Source organism: Amycolatopsis sp. NPDC051716 (assembly GCF_040681595.1).
In the GTDB taxonomy this organism is placed as follows: Bacteria; Actinomycetota; Actinomycetes; order Mycobacteriales; family Pseudonocardiaceae; genus Amycolatopsis.
Genome location: NZ_JBFAZA010000018.1, coordinates 16,343 through 33,640, shown reverse-complemented (window position 1 = coordinate 33,640; position 17,298 = coordinate 16,343). Strand labels below are relative to the sequence as shown.

The following is a 17,298-nucleotide window of genomic DNA, read 5'->3' as shown; positions in this document are numbered from 1 at the left end:
GCTCATGACCGCTCTCGCGTCACGCGAAACCGTCGTGACCTCTTCAGCTCCCGGTCGCCGTTCGTGGCACCGGCCCACTTTGGCCGCCCTCCTGCTCGGCACCGCGGTGCTCTACCTGTGGGGCCTGAGCGCCTCCGGCTGGGCCAACGCCTTCTACTCCGCGGCCGCGCAGGCGGGCTCGCAGAGCTGGAAGGCACTGTTCTTCGGCTCCAGCGACGCGGCGAACGCGATCACCGTCGACAAGACCCCGGCCGCGCTCTGGGTGATGAGCCTGTCGGCGCGGCTGTTCGGCGTGAACGCGTGGAGCATCCTGGTGCCGCAGGCCCTGATGGGCGTGGGCTCGGTCTGGCTGCTGTACGCGACCGTCCGCCGCTCGTCCGGCCCGGCGGCCGGGCTCGTCGCGGGCCTGGTGCTGGCCCTGACCCCGGTCGCGGCGCTGATGTTCCGGTTCAACAACCCGGACGCGCTGCTGGTGCTGCTCCTGGTGGCGGGCGCGTACTGCGTGGTGCGCGCGTGCGAGAAGGCGAGCCCGCGCTGGCTCGCGCTGGCCGGTGCCGCGGTCGGCTTCGGGTTCCTGGCGAAGATGCTGCAGGCGTTCCTGGTGCTGCCCGCGTTCGGTATCGCTTACCTGGTCGCCGCCCCGGTGTCCCTGGGCAAGCGGCTGCTGCACCTGCTCGGCGCGCTGGTCTCGGTGCTGGTGGCGGCGGCCTGGTACCTGGCGGTGGTCGCGTTGTGGCCGGCGGCTTCGCGGCCGTACATCGGCGGCTCGCAGACGAATTCGCTGTGGGAATTGATCTTCGGCTACAACGGTTTCGGCCGCATCACGGGCAACGAGGTGGGCAGCGTCGGCGGCGGCGCCGGCCGCGGCTGGGGTTCGACGGGCCTGACGAGGCTGTTCGGCAGCGAGATGGCGGGCGGCATCGCCTGGCTGCTGCCGGCGGCGCTGCTGGCGCTGGGAGCGGGGCTGTGGTTCACCCGCCGCGCCCCACGCACCGACCCGTCCCGGGCAGCGCTGTTGCTGTGGGGCGGCTGGCTGCTGGTGACGGCGCTGGTGTTCAGCTACATGGGCGGCATCATCCACCCGTACTACACGGTCGCTTTGGCCCCGGCGGTGGCGGCGCTGGTCGGAACGGCGGCGGTCCAGCTGTGGCGCCTGCGCTCGCGCCCCGCGGCGTCCGGGCTGCTGAGTGGCGGGGTGGCGTTGACGGCCCTGACGACGTACCTGCTGCTTTCGGGGTCGTCGTGGCAGCCGTGGCTGGCCCCGACGATCCTGGTGGGCGGCCTGCTGGCGGCGGTGGCGCTGTTCTTCGCCACCCACCTGACCCGCTGGGCGGCTTCGTTCGTGGCGATCTTTTCGATGGTGGTGGTGCTGTCCGGCACGGGGGCGTACACGCTGGCGACGGCGGCGGTGACGCATAGTGGTGCCATTCCGTCGGCGGGACCGTCATCCGGCTTCGGTGGCGGCCGTGGCTTCGGTGGCCCCGGCGGCTTCGGCGGCGGTCGTGGCGGCGGCCCCGGTTCGCTGCTTTCGACGACGATGCCTGGCGCTTCGCTCACGGCGTTGCTCCGGCAGGACGCCTCGAAGTACACCTGGACGGCCGCCACGGTGCTGTCGAACGCCGCAGCGGGCTACCAGCTGGCCAGTGGTGCGCCGGTGATGGCGGTGGGCGGGTTCAACGGGACGGATCCGTATCCGACGCTGGCGCAGTTCCAGGAGTACGTGGCGAGTGGGCAGATCCACTACTTCCTCGGTGAGGGTATGTCGATGCAGGGCAACAGCGGTTCCGACGCGGCCCAGCAGATCGCCGAGTGGGTTGCTTCGCGGTATCAGGCGTCTACTGTGGACGGTGTGGCGGCGTACGATCTCACCGCGACCGTGTGAGTAGCGACGAAAGTTCCCTGGTCAAAGAGCTGTCGCGTCCGGCAAAATGGTGGTGCCCCGGCGAACAGGAGTGCCTGCCGTGACCGAGCCCTACTTCAGGCCGGCCCGTGCAGATGATGTGTTTCCGTTCGCGAGCGCCTTGGGCGACCACGGATTCTTCATCGACCGGCTGCACCGGCAGCGAAACGGCCTGGGCGCACTGTTCGTCGCCTGGCTGGGCGACCGCCCGGCCGGAGACGTCTACCTGTGGCTGGAGCGGGCGGAAGAGGAGCCGATCCGCAGGCACCTGTTCGGCGTACCGTTGTTGACCCATCTCGAGGTACACAGCGAGCTGCGCAACCGCGGCATCGGGAGCGCACTGGTCGCCACAGTCGAGCATTACTTGTCGGAAGAAGGGTACGAGCGCGTCGCGCTGGCGGTCCGGACCGACAACATCCGAGCGGCGCGACTGTACCGTCGGCTGGGATATACGGACTGGGGCCACGGCGAGGTCGTCTGCTATGCGCGGACGACTTCGCCGGATGGCCGGGTCCAAGAGGACGCCGAGCTGTGTCACGTCTTTGTCAAGGACCTCGCGCCGGCCATGCCGGAGCAAAGAATCCGTTCGATCGGCGCTACACGCCGATGCTGACCCGGGGCTTGACACCCCGATGGATGCGGTCGCGGTCGATGCCGAGGCTTGCAAGCGCACCTTCTAATCCCACGACATCTTGGCGGGACTCGCGGATGTGGCTGCACCAGTTGACGTTGTCCGTCTGCCAGGCGCGCAGGTAATCGACACAGAGCTCCGGCTCGATGAGGTGGCTGCGCCCGATTGCCGCTTTCAACGCGGTGATCATGCGCCCCTTCTGCGCCGGTTCGATCGTCGACGATTCCACGCGTTCAAGGGTGTGGCGAATGATCCGCCTCCGGTCAGGCAGGAAAGCGCGCCAGTACTTCTCGTCAGCATCCCCAAGACCGAGACCACTGTCCAGCAAGCCGTACACGCCTTCAGCGAGAGTGTCCCCTAATTCTTCGCCACGGGCGCGATCGGCGTCGCGGTAGGGATCATAGGGCTTTTGCGTCGCCAGGCCGGTAACAGCCGATGGTCGCAACCCCATGCCGTCCAGCAGGAAGAACCAGTCCTCGTTGTAGATGTTGGGAAAGAACGAATCGTACGCGTCCTCACCGACGGCGAGCGCGCCACCGCCGATGAAGGTGGCCTGGTCGACACCGATGTCTCGGAGTGCGTGACAGACGACGGAGTTGTCCGGCATACCATCGTTCTCAAGCCCGACGACCGCGTGTTCGGCGAGCGCCCCCGCCGCCACACTGAGATCTTCCAGGTCGGGCAAATCGATGTCGTCATCGAGGAAGAGGATCCGCCTCCACCCGGCGAGAGCCGCGATGGACAGCCCCAGGTTCCGCTTCAGGCTGGTGTCGACCTTCCGTTTGTACCGGGAGTGGCGAAGCAACCGATCAGTCTGGAACGCGGGTATACCCCACGCGGGCAATCGCCGGACGTCAATCGCTGTGACCCGAGCGCCGGCACGGCTTGCCAGGAGGGCAGCGTTGGGGGCGTCGGCTCGCAAGCTGCACAATAACAACAGGTGCGCACCTAGGAGCGTCGCCGCGTCAATGGCTTGCCTTAGATAAGCTGGTGGACGGCCATTCGGCACAATGATCGCATCCAGCTTCGCCGGCGGGGTGCTCCGGGCGTCTACCCGAGTCAGCAGATGGCGGTGCGTAACGTGCTGCCGCGGCATTATGCGCCCGCCTCGGGCCACTCGTGCAACCTGTTCTCCTCAACAGTCCAGTCTGGGGTGAGCCCTTGCCCGCCGACGACGGGCACACGGCTGATGACACTGAAGGTTTCGGCGTCGCCGAAGCGATCCTGTAGGTATGCCCAGTTTTCATCACGGAACCGGGCGTCAGTGAGGGCCCGCACTGCGCCAAGCGTGCCGCGACCGTACATGCCGTTGCACACGGTAACGGTGCGCCGCGGGTTGAACGGACTCACCCCTCGGTAGAAGTGCGCTACGTCTTCCAGCAGATGCCCACCTTTGTCAAGCCGTGGCGCGAACAGCCGGGCCTGGCCGTTATGTTCTACACGGAAACCGTTGTTCTCCGGTTCCGCGTTGCGGCTGACCTGCTCCACCGGTAGGTCGACGCGCTCGATCACATCCTTCGTCACGGTGTTCCAGTCCACGCCGCCGAGCAGGACCAGATGGGCCGTGTAGTCGTCGGCCTTCAGCTCTCCCGCAGTCAGAAACTTGACACCGCTATCAGGATTTCGTGACCGGATGTGACCGAACAGCTCGATCAATGCGTCTGGGTCGGCGTACGTGTACAGCAAGACATAGTCGGCGTTCTCGGGGTCCGCGTAGGTGAGATGCTGCCGGTATCTCTCCGGGAGCTGGGCGCAGACGATGGTGATGTTCTCGTCCGTCCCGAACTGCCAGAAGTCCGTCCGAGCCGTAGCGGACTCGACGGTCTCTCGTCCGTCACGCAGCCAGAGCAACTCGGCCAGCAGGTTCTTGCGGCGTACTTGCTCTTCGTCCGTCAACTGCTCGACGGGGAGGACGGTGTCGCCGTCCATGTTCAAGGGGCTGGCGAACAGTGTTGCGTATGCGTTCAACCGCGGGAGCGGCGGGGTGACCGGTCTTTGGGTGTTCTCCCAGGACGAGATGAGCCCGGTACTGAGCGGCTTCGCCCGGCCGAGGGCTTGGGCGAGCTGAGCCTGGGTGAGGCCCGCATCTTCCCTCAGCGCGCGCAGACGGCGCGCAAGCGCAGGCCGCGGCTCCGCTGGGGACATGATTGGCCACCCTTCAGGGGAGTTCAGTGTAGTTCAGTAGAGGTAGGTAAGAGCAAGAAGTTTACTCTTGCCTACCCGTGCCGCCACAAGCCGACCCGCCGCGGTAGGCGCTGAACCTTACACGAAAGCGGAATACCCAAAGCACCGAACGGGTAACGACCAGCATGTCTCCGGTTGTCCACGGGCATTACAGAGCCCTACAGTCAAGTTGACTGAACTTCAGTTTTGATCTGAAGGCAGGGAGCGGGCCATGGACAACTCAGCTGACATACCCCGGCACCGGGCCATCATGGCGGTCGACATCGAAGGGTCGACCCAGACGACGAACTCGGTGCGCACTCAGCTTCGGACGGCCCTCTACGAGCTGCTTGACGAAGCCCTCGCGGCCGGAAGGATCGGCCAGAAGCACCGAGACAAGTTCGTCGACCGCGGAGACGGGGCTCTCTGCCTGATCCGGCCGCACGATCAGCTGCCCAAGACGCTCCTGCTCACCGCCGTGGTTCCGAGGCTCGCGGAGCTCCTCGTCAAGCACGCCGAATCCCGGCCCGAGCTCGCCTTCCGGTTGCGCGTCGCCCTGCACGCCGGTGAGGTGCACCGCGATGCCCGCACCTCCTACGGCGAGGACGTCGACATCGCCTGCCGGCTCGTCGACTCTCCCGAGCTCAAGCGCCGCCTGTGCGAGACCACCGAGCCGCTCGCATTGGCGGTCTCCCAGGAGATCCACCGGTCGGTCGTGCGACACGGCTACCCCGGAATCGATCGCAGCGCCTTTACGCGTGCCGTCCATTTCAAGCTCGGCGAAGAACGGCTGCGCGGCTGGCTCTACACGCCCGAGGCAAGAGCACCAGGACAAAGCCTGACCGCATAGCCGAGCCACGAGGGGAGGTGGCACGCCATGGAAAACCACGGGTTCCGCGCCCTGCTGGGCAAAGACGGCCGCGAGACGCTGGATGCGGCGGCCACCCGGCGGTTCTTCCGCCCCGCCGACCGGCTCTGCCTCGAAGGCGATCCGACCAGAAGCGTGCTGATGCTGCTGTCCGGACATGTGCGGGTCACGAGTGTGACCCCTGATGGGCGCGAAGTCTTCGTAGGTGTGCGCCGGGCCGGTGACATCGTCGGCGAGCTGGCCGCGATCGATGACCAGACGCGGTCGGCGACCGTGGAGGCGCTGGTGGCCGTCGAAGCCCTGGAGGTTCCCGGCAGCCGGTTCGTGGCGCTGTGCCAACGGGATGCGCGGATTTCCTGGGCGCTCGTCCTCGTGTTGAGCGCGCGTCTGCGAGGCGCCGGCCGTCAGTGGCTGGAGGTGACCGGCGGATCTCCGATCCGCCGCGTCGCGGCGCAGCTCGTGCTGCTCGCCGTGCAGCTGGGTGTGCACCGCAACGGATCGGTCGAGATCACCGTGCCCGCGACCCAAGCGGAACTGGCGATGACCGTGGCGCTGTCTCGTGAATCTTGGGCGCGTGCGACCCGGGAACTCCGGCGTCGCGGCGTCATCACCACCAGCCGGAGGCGGGTGACGATCCACCGCCCGGCTGAACTTCGGCGGCTGGCGCGGTGAATCTCGTGCTTTGTGCCGGATGACACAGACTCCCGCGCGAACCGGAGGTTTGCTGGATCCCTGAGGAGGAGGGCATTCATGGATCTTCACACCACCGCACCGGGCCGCAGCCGCTGGCGCCGGGGCGTCTACGCGGCCGGGCTCGTGATCCCGTTCACCGCGTCCCAGTTGTGGGCCCTGCTGGTGCTGTTGCGGCTCGCGCCGCTCGATGGACTGGTCGGACAGGCCTTTGTCCTGATCCTGCTGGGATCCGTCGTCGCGATCTGGGCCGGGTGGCGCTGGACCTGGCAGCTCGGCCGCGACCGGGACCTCCCGCCCGAGCCCGCCCCGAAAACCCGGATCCCGACATGACACCCGGCCTGGCGATCGTCACGACCCTCGTACTGGGCGTCGGCGCCGGACGTCTCTTGCGCCACCTCGGCGGCATCCTCCGCCGCCGGATCACCGGAAGGAGCACGGAAATGACCCGCAGGCAGGCATCGTTCGCCGTTCGGCTCTACCACTGGCGCTGGGAAATCCTGGCGGTGACACTGCTTCCCTACGCCTTGGTGACGTTCGCACTGTGGTCAGGTCCACTGTGGACATCGGCGGTGCTCGCCACCGCGCTCGGGCTGGCCGTGGTGCGGCGCGACCGGGTGCGGGACCGGATCCAGGCCGTCCGGCTCCAGCACCGGCTGCGCGCGGTGTTCCCCCTGCTCCGGCTGCCCGGTGGCCGGCGTCCGGCGATCCTGTGGTCGCGGCCGCGCGGCGGTGACATCGTCGTTTCCCTGTTCGGGCGCGAGGCGTTCGAGCCGTTGCACCGCCGGCGCACCGCCTTGGCCGCGGCGTGTTCCGTCCCGGCCGTCTACGTCGACCGCCACCCGAAGTACGCGAGCCTCGTGACGCTGACCATCAGCCCGACCGGCGGCCCGCGGGAACCGAGCCGGGCACAGGTCCCGAGCAACGTGGTTCCGCTGCGCGCGCACAGCTAAGCGGGCACGCCCAGCACGTCGGTGATCAATGTGGACAGTTCGCCGCCGTGCCAGGAACTGGCCGAGAACCGCTCTTGGGCGATCCCCTGCCAGGGAGTCGTTCCCCTCGTGAGCTCACCGCCGGACGTGAGTGTCCCGATCTCCTGCGTCGCGACGCCTTCTTCGCGCAGGGTCTTGGTGGCCACCTCGACGTCCTCGGCCCGGACCGCGACGACGAGGCCCCAGTCGCCCCAGGTCTGGGCGAGGGCGAACGGCGTCAACCCGCACTGCCGGGCCACCGAAGCCGGCCGTTCGTCGAGGGTGCACTCTTCGGCGACGGACGCACCGAGGCCATTCGCTTCACAGAGGGTGCGGACCGTCGCGAACAGGCCGTCGGAAACGTCCATCGCCGCCCGCGCGAGTCCGGAGGCAGCCAGCAGCCGCCCGGCCTTCAGCTGGGCCATCGGCCGGCAGGCGCGCTCCCAGACGTCCGAGCGGCCCGGCTCCGGGAGAGTCGCCTGGCCCGTCTCCAGCAGGGCCGCGGCCCAGAGGTAGCCGGGGGATCCGACCAGCAGCAGGCGGTCCCCGGCGACAGCGCCGGATCGCCGGAGCCTGCTGCCCGGAACGCACCGGCCGATCGCGGTGGCCGTCAGCTGCGTCACGGCACCGTCCCGGATGTCGCCTCCGACGACCTTGGTGTCGTGCGCGGCGCAGCAGTCGTCGACGCCGTCGAGCAGCCGCTCGAAGGCCCCGACCGTGGTCGATTTCGGCAGCGTGTAGTTGACGACGAGCCCCAGCGGCTCGGCCCCGGCCGCGGCGAGGTCCGACAGGTTGATCGTGGCCAGCAGCCAGCCCGCGTGGTACAGGTCGGGCTCGCGCAGGAGATTGACCAACGGCGTCGGGCAACTGTCGGTCGTCGCCACGAGTTCGCTCGGTGCGTTCACCGCCCCGAGAAGGGCGCTGTCGTCGCCGAAGCCTTCCGTGCCGCCGTAACGCGGCCGCAGGACGTGTTCCTGGATGCCGCGCTCGCCCAGGTCGCCGAGGCACTTCTCAGTGGTATCGGACATGATCCGCCAATCGGGATGCGACGACCGCGTGGTCACTCGAATAATTGTGCGGCATGGTGCCGTAGGACAGCTCGCTCCCGGTGGAGGCGAACAGCATCAAGTTGCAGATGCGCACTCCGGGATACAACAGCACCGGGTGCCGGAGGTGGTTGACGATCTCCAGGGTGAGCACTGCGCCGGTCTCGTGGCCGAAGCCGGGACTGACTTGCCCGCACAGCACCACGCTGATCCCGAGCCTCGCGTAGTCGCTGGTGCCGTCGACGAGGCCGGCCAAGTTCCCGGACAGGCCGATCTTTTCCAGCGTCGGGGCGAGCACCACCTCCCCCGGCTCGACGGTCAGCCGCCCGCGTCCGTCCGGCTCCTTCGGGACGAGCTCGGGGTGGGTCGAACGGTCCGCGACGTCCACCGGGCCGGTGGTCACCAGGCTGAACGCCTCGTGGCCCAGCCGCAGGCTGAGCGCGGCCGGCCGCACCAACGCGGGATCGAACGGATCCACCCTCAGCTCGCCGGCACCGAGGGCGCGCCGGATCGCCCGGTCGGTCAGAATGCCCGGCCGGCTCCGTTTCCGGGCCTGGTCCGCCCTCTCCCCGAACCTCATGACGCGACCTCGCCGGCCAGGCTCGCCCGCACAGCGGTCACGAGCTCGTGGAAGTCGGCTTCGGTGAGATCGAAGTTGGGCTGGTCGTCGCTTTCCCCGGGCTCGCAGTAGACGACCGTGGTGGGTGTCCGCCGGGGTCCCTGGATCACGACCGTGGCGGTGAGCCCGGCGTCGATCGGCCGCACCGTGTGCACGATCTCCGTGTCGCAGGTGTAGACGTCACCACCCTGGACGTGCGGAACCGCCCGGCGCTTGAGCCGCGCCTCACCGTCGGCGGTCAGGGCGGATGGATTCGCGGGGTCCGTGCCGTAGCGGTACCGCCGGAAGGGCTTGCCGCCCTCGGCCGTCTCCGCGAACTCGACCATGTGCATCCCGGTCCCCACCAGCACGTGCGAGGCGAACTCCCAGCGGTGGCTGTGCGGGTTGGATTCCCCGCGGGACGGTGTTTCGCTGCGCGGCCAGACGTGCAGGCGGACGCGGAACTCCGGCTCTATACCGGCGTGGAGGACGATCTTCGCGAAGCCGTTGGGATGCCAGTACGAGCGTTTCGCGATCTCGGCGACCGCCGCGTCGGCGGCGGCCAGGTCGCGCAGCCACGCGGCGAACGCACCACGGTCGGCGCGCACGTGCTCGGCTGCCGCCGCCAGCTCGGTCAGCCCGGGCTGGGACTCGCAGCCACGCAAGGCTTTCGCGAGCTGTCGTGGGAAGACGTGGTCGTCGGCGACGACCCTCGGTGTCGTGCTCATCGGGAGAGGGTCTCTATTCTGCGGCCGCAGGAGGAAGGAACGGAGGTGCCGCGAAGACCAGCGCAGCCGAGCGCAGCGCCGTCACGGCGTCGAGGGTCATCCAGATGGGGAGGTCACCACTGCCCCAGGCCCACAGGCCGACACCGGCTTCGTAGCGTTCCCACAGGGAGCTGAGCGCGCGGCTCAGCCGGACCGCCGGCACCTGCGGTGCCTCGGCCAGGGCCTGGACGACCCACGCGGAAGTGAAGTGCTTGATGTTCACCCGGACGGCGTCCCGGCCACCGGGCTGGGGCAGCGCCAGGTCTTCCATGATTCCGTCGTCCGGGTGGTTCCGGTCGAGGAGCCACTTGGTGCCGATCTCGACGGCGTCCCGGACGTCGGCGCGGTCGTCGCCGGTGCGCAGGAGAGCCCGCAGCGCCACGACGGCCCGGGCCGTGTGCGCTGTCGACGGTTCGGGCGCCACCAGCCGGGGCTCCTTCTTCTCGCCCCAGAGCGGGACGCCGTCGAAGTCGAGCCGGGCCGCGAGGAGGTCGTCCGTCAGGCCGCGGGTCAACGGGGCGTCCGGCGCGAGCCGGACCGAAGTGCGTAGAGCGGCGGAGAGCAGGAAGGGCCGCGTCCGGCTGTAGTCGTCCAGCGAGCTCTCGAGGCTTTCGAGCCCTTCCTCCGCCGACAGGACGGTGCTGGTCTGGGACAGCGCGTCCACGACCGCCGCCGTGACCTCGGGGCGGCGGCCCTCGGACCGGCCTTGCCAGCCGTATTCGGTCCGCTTGGCGTAGAGGTCTTGGACCACCGCATGTAGGTCGATGTAGGGCTCGCCCAGCACGACCATCGCACTGATCCCGTAGGCGGTGGCGAGCGTCGTCTGCTTGCCTCGCTTCTGGAGGTTGTGCCGCCAGCCGACCGCACGGCCGTTCTCGTCGCGGATCAGCTCCTGGGCGAGGGCGGCCCCGGCCCGCCGGAAGACGTCGAGCAAGGATCCCCCCGTGGTGAGGACCCCAGCCGAGGCTTGTCCCGGCGAGCGCGCCGCTTCGGCCAGCTCCACCAGCGCATTCGCCGCCCGGAAGTGATCGTCGAGCAGCCTGGCGTTCTCCACCGACGGGAGGTAGCGGCCGGTCTCCCACTGGGTCAGGTTGGCCCGGCTCACGCCGACGATGCGGGCCACGTCCGCCTGGGTCTGGCCGGCCGCTTTGCGCAGCCGCCGCAGCTCGGCACCCACCTGCTCGGCCGTCACCGTTACCACATCAGTACCTATCGGCCGCGGGGCGGTCGACATAGAATGTAGGTAAGCACTCGGCACCAGCCTTACCTACTCAGGTAGGCAGAGGTAGGGAGGTGACAATATGTGGACACAGAGCGCACCTTATCTCATCGCTGACTGTTCGTTGGTGCGGACATCGCCTGACTCGCCCGAACGGGTTGCATCCCCAGCTAGAGGGCCACCCTTCCGCCGTATCGGTCGCGACCGCGCGCAGCTGGGGCACCACGCAAAGTGCCCGGCGGCCTCCCCGAGCCGCCCGTGGGCGACCCTACCGGGTCGGCCTTCCGAGTCCGTGCGTTCACTCCGGGGGTGCCACGATGCAAGACCACAACCTACCTACGTCCGGCCAACGCAGTTGGTTCGACCGGCTGCTCTACCGCCTCGGCACTTGGCTGTTCGCCACCGAGGAAGACGCCCGCGCCGAAGCGCGTGGCTGGGAGGTTCGCCGCGGGGCCAGAGGCACCCGCACCTACCGCGATCCTCGCTGGGACACCGTGCACGCCTGTATTTCCTGCGGCGGCCACGGGCTCAGCTCGACCGACGGCGCGGCTTGCCCGGCCTGCACCGGCACCGGAGTCGTCCGCCGGGCGCCCACGACCGCCGTCCCGGTCGCCGACGGCTGCGAAGGAGCACGGTCATGACCCACGACAACCACGTCCCCGAACTGGCTCGGCACCTGGCCCCCGTGAAGCGGTCCAACCCGGTGCTGTGGCTTTACCACTGGCGCTACGAGTTGCTCGCCGTGACACTCCTGCCCTACGCCCTGGTCAACCTGGTCCGCTGGCTCGGGCCCGTCTGGTCCGTCGTCGCGTTGGTGGCGGCGTTCAACTGGGTCTTCTACTGGCGCGCCGCCCGCCGTCACGTGCGTGGCCGGCTGCGCGCGATCGTGGTGCAGCACCGGCTCCGCTCGGCCTTCGCGGGCGCCCGGATCTGCACGGTGGACGGCCGCCGGCCGGCGATCCTGTGGACCCGCCCGGTGGACGGCGACATCGTGGTCTCGCTGTTCTGCCCGGCGGGCATCGGGTTCGAGCAGATCCACTCCCGGCGGGACGTCCTGGCGAACGCCTGCTTCGCCGCCGAGGTCTACGTCGACCGGCATCCGAAGTACGGGGCGTTCGTGACGCTGACGATCTGCACCACGGCGTTCCGGCGCGAGCCCGGCCGGGCCGGCGAAGTGGTGCCGCTGCGGGCGCACAGCTGAGTCCGGTGCGGTGCCCGGCCCGCGAACCTGGCACCACACAGGAACCGCACAGAGAGAACACACGATCACCAAAGCGGCGGCCGCGATCGTAGGGGCATGACAGCCACCGCCCCCGCATCGCGGCCCGGGAGCGTCCCGGTCGATCTGGCCGGCCCGCAGCCCGTTCTCGACGTCGTCATCCCGGTCTACAACGAAGAGGCCGACCTCGAACCGTGCATCCGCCGGCTGCACGCGCACCTGGCCGAGCACGTCTCCTACCCGTACCGGATCACCGTCGCCGACAACGCGAGCACCGATGCGACGCTGCAGGTGGCCGAACGGCTCGCCCGGGAGTTCCCCGAGGTCGCCGTCCACCACCTCGACGAGAAGGGCCGCGGCCGCGCGCTCAACGCCGTGTGGCGAGCCTCCGACGCCGCCGTGCTCGCCTACATGGACGTCGATCTCTCCACCGATCTCGCCGCGCTCGGGCCGCTCGTCGCACCATTGCTGTCCGGGCACTCCGATCTCGCCATCGGCAGCAGGCTCGCCCGGGGGGCGCGGGTGGTGCGGGGGCCGAAGCGCGAGTTCATTTCCCGGTGCTACAACCTGATTCTCCGCTCGACGCTCGCCGCGAAGTTCAGCGACGCGCAGTGCGGCTTCAAGGCCATCCGCGCCGACGTCGCCCGTGAACTGCTGCCGCACGTCGTGGACACCGGCTGGTTCTTCGACACCGAGCTGCTGGTCCTGGCCCAGCGCGCCGGGCTGCGCATCCACGAGGTGCCGGTCGACTGGGTCGACGACCCCGATTCGTCGGTCAACCTCCTCAAAACCGCCACCGAGGACCTCAAGGGCATCGCCCGGGTCACCCGGGCCACCTTCACCGGGGACATCCCGGTCAGCAGGCTGCGCGAGCAGCTCGGCCGGCAGCCGATCGGCGTCGACGCTCCGGGCGTGCCGCCGCGGCTGGTGACGCAGCTGGTGCGGTTCGCCGCGATCGGCGTCAGCAGCACGCTCGCCTACCTCGTGCTGTTCCTGCTGCTGCGCACGGTCGCCGGGGCGCAGCCGGCGAACTTCGCCGCGCTGCTGGTGACGGCGGTCGGGAACACCGCGCTGAACCGGCGGCTGACGTTCGGCATCCGCGGCCGCGCCGGCGCCGGACGCCACCAGTTCGAAGGGCTGCTCGTCTTCGGCCTCGGGCTCGCGCTCACCAGCGGGGCACTGGCCCTGCTCAACGGATCCACCACCCCCGGCCTCGTCCTGGAGCTCATTGTGCTGGTGCTGGCGAACCTCGCCGCCACGGTGCTCCGGTTCCTGCTGCTGCGCGGCTGGGTGTTCAACCCGCGCCGCCAGGCCACCTCTCAGAAGGAGTACTGATGACCACCGTCCTGCCCGCCCGGGTCGCCGAGCACCGCAAGGAGCCCGCCGCGCACGCACCACCGCGCTGGGTCCGCCCGGCCGCGTTCGGGCTGCTGGCCGCCACCACGGTGCTGTACTTCTGGAACCTGACCGCGTCCGGCTACGGCAACTCCTTCTACGCCGCCGCCGTCCAGTCCGGGACGCAGAGCTGGAAGGCGTGGCTGTTCGGCTCGCTGGACTCGGGGAACGTGCTGACCGTCGACAAGCCGCCCGCGGCCCTGTGGGTCGGCACGGCCTTCGCCCGGATCTTCGGCTTCTCCAGTTTCACCGTGCTGGCCCCGCAAGCGCTCATGGGTGTCGCCTCCGTCGGGATCCTTTACCTGACGGTGAAGCGGACGTCGGGCCCGGTCGCCGGGCTGCTGGCGGGAGCGATGCTGGCGGTCACGCCGGTCGCGGCGCTGATGTTCCGTTTCAACAACCCGGACGCGCTGCTGGTTCTGCTGATGGTGGCGGGTGCCTACTTCGTCGTGCGGGCCACGGAAACGGCGAACCCGCGGTGGCTCGCGCTGGCCGGAGCCGCGATCGGGTTCGGCTTCCTGGCCAAGATGATGCAGGCGTTCCTGGTGCTGCCGGCGTTCGGCCTGGTGTACCTGCTCGCGGCGCCGGCGTCGCTGGGCAAGCGGCTGCTGCACCTCGGTGGTGCGGTCGTGGCGCTGGTCGTTTCGGCGGGCTGGTTCATCGCGCTGGTGGACCTGTGGCCGGCGTCGTCGCGGCCGTACATCGGCGGGTCCGAAGGGGACAGTCTGCTCGAACTCGCGCTGGGCTACAACGGGTTGGGCCGCATCTTCGGCGGCGAGGGCAACGGCGGCATCGGCGGCGGCATGGGCGGCAACACCGGGTTCGGCGGCGCGTCGGGCCTGTTCCGGATGTTCGGCGCCAGCTTCGGCACGGAGGTTTCGTGGCTGCTGCCGGCCGCGCTGATCGGGCTGGTCGCCGGGTTGTGGTTCACGCGCCGCGCGCCGCGGACGGACGCGACCCGGGCGGCGCTGGTGCTGTGGGGCGGCTGGCTGGTCGTGACGGCGCTGGTGTTCAGCTTCATGAGCGGCACCGTGCACCCGTACTACGCGGTCGCACTGGCGCCGGCGATCGCGGCGCTGGTCGCGATTTCGGGCCGCGCGCTGTGGCAGGGCCGCGCGCACCTGGCGCCGCGGGCCACGCTGGCCGGGATGGTCGTGGCGACGGCGGTGTGGTCGTTCATCCTGCTGGACCGGACGCCGGAGTGGTTCCCGGCGCTGCGCTGGATCGTCGCGGCGCTCGGGGTGCTGGTGGGCACGGTGCTGGTGATGGGCGTGCCGGCCTCGCGCCGGGTGGTCGCCGTCGTGGCGACGGCGGTGGTCCTGACGATCGGTGTGTCGTCCGCGGCTTACGGCGTCGAGACGGCGTCGGTGGCGCACTCGGGGTCGATCCCCACGTCGGGTCCGACTTCGAGCGCGATGGGCGGCTTCGGTGGCGGTCCTGATTCATCGTCGAGCGCGGTCGGCTCCTTGCTGGCCCAGACCACGACGAAGTGGGCCGCGGCAACGACGGGGTCGCAGAGTGCGGCGTCGCTGGAGCTGGCCAGCGGCAAGGCCGTGATCGGCATCGGTGGCTGGAGCGGTTCGGACCCGGCGCCGACACTGGCGGAGTTCAAGGCTTACGTGGCCGCGGGCGAGGTCAAGTACTACATCGAAGGTGGCCGGGGAGGTGGGCCGGGCGGCGGGTCGTCGGAGATCACGGAGTGGGTGACGGCGAACTTCACGGCCACCACGGTTGACGGCCAGACGGTGTACGACCTGCAGAGCTGACACCGGGTGCCCGGGCTTCTTCGGAAGCCCGGGCCACTTCACCGATCGCCGCGGCGACAGAGCGTTCGTCACGGAACAGGCTACGACCGCAGGTGGTGGCTGACGTCACCGACGAGGTCCACCGTCGCCCGGCGTTCCGTGAACCGCCAGCCGCCGTCGGCCAACGTGAAACTGTCCTCGTACCGGCCCACCGCGATCGTCTGCAACGGCAACCCGGGAACCGCCTGCAGCACCGTGAAGCAAGCGCGACCCGACGCCGTCGCGCCCGATACCTCGAGGGCCACGTTCGTCGTCACGTGCTTGGTGCGCGGTGTGCCGTCTTCGTAAACGATCACCGTCTCGCGCAGCATCCGCTCGACCGCCGCCGCGCCTCGCAGCGCGCCGCCGCTGCCCGCGAACGCTCCCTCCGCGAACAACTCGCCCACCCCGGCGAAGTCCCCCGCGTCGACCAGCGACGCGTACGAAAAGACCAAGTTCTCCAGCGCGCGGTAGTCGTCCACAAAACGATCTTACAGAGAAAGTATAGAAATCTTCCGTACCTTGGCAGCGAACGGCGGCAGGGGGCCGCCAGACCAGGGGGTACACCATGGATCGCCGTAGCCTGCTCAAAATCGGGGCCGCCACCGTTGCCGGGGTGGCGCTGGCCGGGAGCACCGTCGGGACCGCCGCCGCGGACACCGGGCTGCCGCCCGTGCCCGGGATGCTCGGGGACCGCCGGGCCAACGAACTCTGGTACCAGCTCGACGAAATCTCGCTGTACCACCCGTCCCAGGAAGTCCAGGACGCCTACGCGGTGCTCTTCCCCTTCATCCAGCAGAACGCTCCGGAAGGCCTGTACGAGAAGTGGCGGGAGCTGAGCCGGGAACCGGCGTACCCGAAGAACTACGCCGAGTTCGCCAAGCCGGTCGAAGGGCCGCTGAAAACTCTCTCGACGCTGCAGCTCGACAACTTCGACCACTTCTACCGCCGTGACGAAGCCGGCCTGGTCAAGGCCTTCGCCGCCTTCGGGCAGGGCATCCTCTTCGACCCGCGGCGCGCGCCGGAAGAGTCGGAGGTGCACACCATGAACGGGAACCCGCCGGGCGGCTACCACTTCTGGCACTCCGTCCTGCGCGCGCAGATGGTCCTCGGCATCGACCGGCACCGGTGGGCGCGGATCCACCCGATGATCGGCTTCGGCTGGGCGCTGCAGTCCATCGCCAAACCCGACCACCGGCACGTCAACCCCGCCCTGCCGCGCGAACAGGTCCGCGCGCTCGCCCGGTACTGGCTGCCGCGCTCGCCCGCCGAACTCGATCGTGACTTCCAGTCGTCGCCCTACCCGGGCTGAACGTCCAGCACCTGCTGGTACGCCGCCCGCAGCGTCGGCCCCGGCGCGATCCCGAGCCGCTCGTCGAGGAGGTGGCGGCCGCGGTGGTACACCGCCACCGCGTCCGCCGGCCGGCCGCTCGCGCAGAGCGCGGCCATGAGCAGGGCCCGCGCCCGCTCCCGCATCGGGTGCTCGAGGACGAACGCCGTCGCGTCGGGCACCGCGCGCCGGTGCTCGCCCGCCGCGATTTCGGCCTCGAGACGGCCCTCCAGTGCCGTCAGGCGCAGCTCGTCGAACCGCGCCGCCTCACCCGCTCGGAGCGGTTCGGCGACGCCGGCGAGCACCGGACCGCGCCACAGCTCCAGTGCGGCGCGGAACAGCCCCGCCGCGCGGGCCGGGCGGTTCGCGCGCAGCTCGTCGTGACCCGACGACGCCAGCCGCTCGAACTCCTCGGCGTCGACGGTCCCGCCCGGCGTCAGCAGGTAGCCGCCGCCGGTGCGGACCAGCCGCGCCGGGCGCCCGAGGGCCTTGCGCAGGCGGGAGACGTACGTGCACACCTGCGCGTCGACCGTCGACGGCCGTTCGCCTTGCCACAGCAGCGAAATCAGCCGTTCGTCGGGCACCACACGCCCGCGGGCCAGCAGCAACGCCGCCAGCAGCGTCCGCGGCTTGCACCCGCCGAGCACGGCCGGGCGGCCGTCGGCGCGCGAGACCGCCAGCGGCCCGAGAATCCGGAACTCCATCCCCCACCCCCTC

The 17,298-nt window shown here is 69.7% G+C and carries 19 protein-coding genes; 11 read left to right on the top strand and 8 right to left on the bottom strand.

Annotated features, from left to right (window positions below; all coding sequences use genetic code 11):
• Positions 1-4 precede the first annotated feature (4 nt).
• Both AB0M30_RS24675 and AB0M30_RS24670 read left to right on the top strand, forming a co-directional pair.
• On the top strand, positions 5-1,882 hold the full coding sequence (locus tag AB0M30_RS24675; RefSeq protein WP_364587689.1) for a glycosyltransferase family 39 protein: 1,878 nt from the start codon (positions 5-7) through the stop codon (positions 1,880-1,882).
• A 79-nt stretch (positions 1,883-1,961) separates the two neighbouring features.
• Positions 1,962-2,513: a GNAT family N-acetyltransferase gene (locus AB0M30_RS24670; RefSeq protein WP_364587687.1), complete on the top strand. Its 552-nt coding sequence runs from the start codon at positions 1,962-1,964 to the stop codon at positions 2,511-2,513.
• Here AB0M30_RS24670 and AB0M30_RS24665 read toward each other — a convergent pair.
• Positions 2,497-3,336, bottom strand: a complete 840-nt coding sequence (locus tag AB0M30_RS24665; protein ID WP_364587684.1) for a hypothetical protein — start codon at positions 3,334-3,336, stop codon at positions 2,497-2,499. The genes AB0M30_RS24670 and AB0M30_RS24665 overlap by 17 nt on opposite strands.
• A gap of 290 nt (positions 3,337-3,626) precedes the next feature.
• The gene (locus AB0M30_RS24660) at positions 3,627-4,676 is read right to left on the bottom strand and encodes a helix-turn-helix transcriptional regulator (protein WP_364587682.1); all 1,050 of its coding nucleotides are present in this window, start codon (positions 4,674-4,676) and stop codon (positions 3,627-3,629) included.
• A 289-nt stretch (positions 4,677-4,965) separates the two neighbouring features.
• Between AB0M30_RS24660 and AB0M30_RS24655 the strand changes: the two genes are divergently transcribed.
• The 4 genes from AB0M30_RS24655 (at position 4,966) to AB0M30_RS24640 (ending at position 7,205) form a co-directional block, all read left to right on the top strand.
• Positions 4,966-5,544 carry a hypothetical protein gene (locus tag AB0M30_RS24655; protein WP_364587680.1) on the top strand — a complete coding sequence of 193 codons (579 nt, stop codon included), beginning with the start codon at positions 4,966-4,968 and terminating at the stop codon, positions 5,542-5,544.
• 27 nt (positions 5,545-5,571) lie between these two features.
• On the top strand, positions 5,572-6,234 hold the full coding sequence (locus AB0M30_RS24650; RefSeq protein ID WP_364587678.1) for a Crp/Fnr family transcriptional regulator: 663 nt from the start codon (positions 5,572-5,574) through the stop codon (positions 6,232-6,234).
• Between the two features lie 78 nt (positions 6,235-6,312).
• On the top strand, positions 6,313-6,585 hold the full coding sequence (locus tag AB0M30_RS24645; protein ID WP_364587676.1) for a hypothetical protein: 273 nt from the start codon (positions 6,313-6,315) through the stop codon (positions 6,583-6,585).
• Positions 6,582-7,205, top strand: coding sequence for a hypothetical protein (locus tag AB0M30_RS24640; RefSeq protein ID WP_364587673.1), 624 nt, complete (start codon positions 6,582-6,584; stop codon positions 7,203-7,205). Before AB0M30_RS24645 ends, AB0M30_RS24640 begins: the two co-directional genes overlap by 4 nt.
• Here AB0M30_RS24640 and AB0M30_RS24635 read toward each other — a convergent pair.
• The 4 genes from AB0M30_RS24635 to AB0M30_RS24620 are packed head-to-tail and all read right to left on the bottom strand — an operon-like array spanning position 7,202 to position 10,826.
• Positions 7,202-8,251: a thiamine-phosphate kinase gene (locus tag AB0M30_RS24635; RefSeq protein ID WP_364587670.1), complete on the bottom strand. Its 1,050-nt coding sequence runs from the start codon at positions 8,249-8,251 to the stop codon at positions 7,202-7,204. The genes AB0M30_RS24640 and AB0M30_RS24635 overlap by 4 nt on opposite strands.
• Positions 8,235-8,849, bottom strand: a complete 615-nt coding sequence (dcd, locus tag AB0M30_RS24630) for a dCTP deaminase (protein WP_364587667.1) — start codon at positions 8,847-8,849, stop codon at positions 8,235-8,237. Before dcd ends, AB0M30_RS24635 begins: the two co-directional genes overlap by 17 nt.
• Positions 8,846-9,595, bottom strand: a complete 750-nt coding sequence (locus AB0M30_RS24625) for a hypothetical protein (protein WP_364587665.1) — start codon at positions 9,593-9,595, stop codon at positions 8,846-8,848. The genes dcd and AB0M30_RS24625 overlap by 4 nt, the downstream gene beginning before the upstream one ends.
• A 13-nt stretch (positions 9,596-9,608) precedes the next feature.
• Positions 9,609-10,826 carry a helix-turn-helix domain-containing protein gene (locus AB0M30_RS24620; protein ID WP_364587662.1) on the bottom strand — a complete coding sequence of 406 codons (1,218 nt, stop codon included), beginning with the start codon at positions 10,824-10,826 and terminating at the stop codon, positions 9,609-9,611.
• Positions 10,827-11,170: 344 nt separating this feature from the next.
• Between AB0M30_RS24620 and AB0M30_RS24615 the strand changes: the two genes are divergently transcribed.
• The 4 genes from AB0M30_RS24615 to AB0M30_RS24600 all read left to right on the top strand — a co-directional run bounded on the left by AB0M30_RS24615 (position 11,171) and on the right by AB0M30_RS24600 (position 15,233).
• Positions 11,171-11,494, top strand: coding sequence for a hypothetical protein (locus AB0M30_RS24615; RefSeq protein ID WP_364587659.1), 324 nt, complete (start codon positions 11,171-11,173; stop codon positions 11,492-11,494).
• The gene (locus AB0M30_RS24610; RefSeq protein ID WP_364587656.1) at positions 11,491-12,054 is read left to right on the top strand and encodes a hypothetical protein; all 564 of its coding nucleotides are present in this window, start codon (positions 11,491-11,493) and stop codon (positions 12,052-12,054) included. The genes AB0M30_RS24615 and AB0M30_RS24610 overlap by 4 nt, the downstream gene beginning before the upstream one ends.
• Positions 12,055-12,150: 96 nt before the next feature.
• The gene (locus tag AB0M30_RS24605) at positions 12,151-13,407 is read left to right on the top strand and encodes a bifunctional glycosyltransferase family 2/GtrA family protein (RefSeq protein ID WP_364587653.1); all 1,257 of its coding nucleotides are present in this window, start codon (positions 12,151-12,153) and stop codon (positions 13,405-13,407) included.
• The gene (locus AB0M30_RS24600; protein WP_364587651.1) at positions 13,407-15,233 is read left to right on the top strand and encodes a glycosyltransferase family 39 protein; all 1,827 of its coding nucleotides are present in this window, start codon (positions 13,407-13,409) and stop codon (positions 15,231-15,233) included. Before AB0M30_RS24605 ends, AB0M30_RS24600 begins: the two co-directional genes overlap by 1 nt.
• Positions 15,234-15,313: 80 nt before the next feature.
• On the opposite strand, the gene AB0M30_RS24595 is transcribed toward AB0M30_RS24600, so the two are convergent.
• Positions 15,314-15,733, bottom strand: coding sequence for a nuclear transport factor 2 family protein (locus AB0M30_RS24595; protein ID WP_364587648.1), 420 nt, complete (start codon positions 15,731-15,733; stop codon positions 15,314-15,316).
• A gap of 86 nt (positions 15,734-15,819) precedes the next feature.
• Between AB0M30_RS24595 and AB0M30_RS24590 the strand changes: the two genes are divergently transcribed.
• A complete protein-coding gene (locus AB0M30_RS24590; protein ID WP_364587645.1) occupies positions 15,820-16,563 on the top strand; it encodes a twin-arginine translocation signal domain-containing protein in 744 nt (247 codons plus the stop codon).
• Here AB0M30_RS24590 and AB0M30_RS24585 read toward each other — a convergent pair.
• Positions 16,551-17,285, bottom strand: a complete 735-nt coding sequence (locus tag AB0M30_RS24585; RefSeq protein WP_364587643.1) for an AfsR/SARP family transcriptional regulator — start codon at positions 17,283-17,285, stop codon at positions 16,551-16,553. The genes AB0M30_RS24590 and AB0M30_RS24585 overlap by 13 nt on opposite strands.
• Positions 17,286-17,298 lie beyond the last annotated feature (13 nt).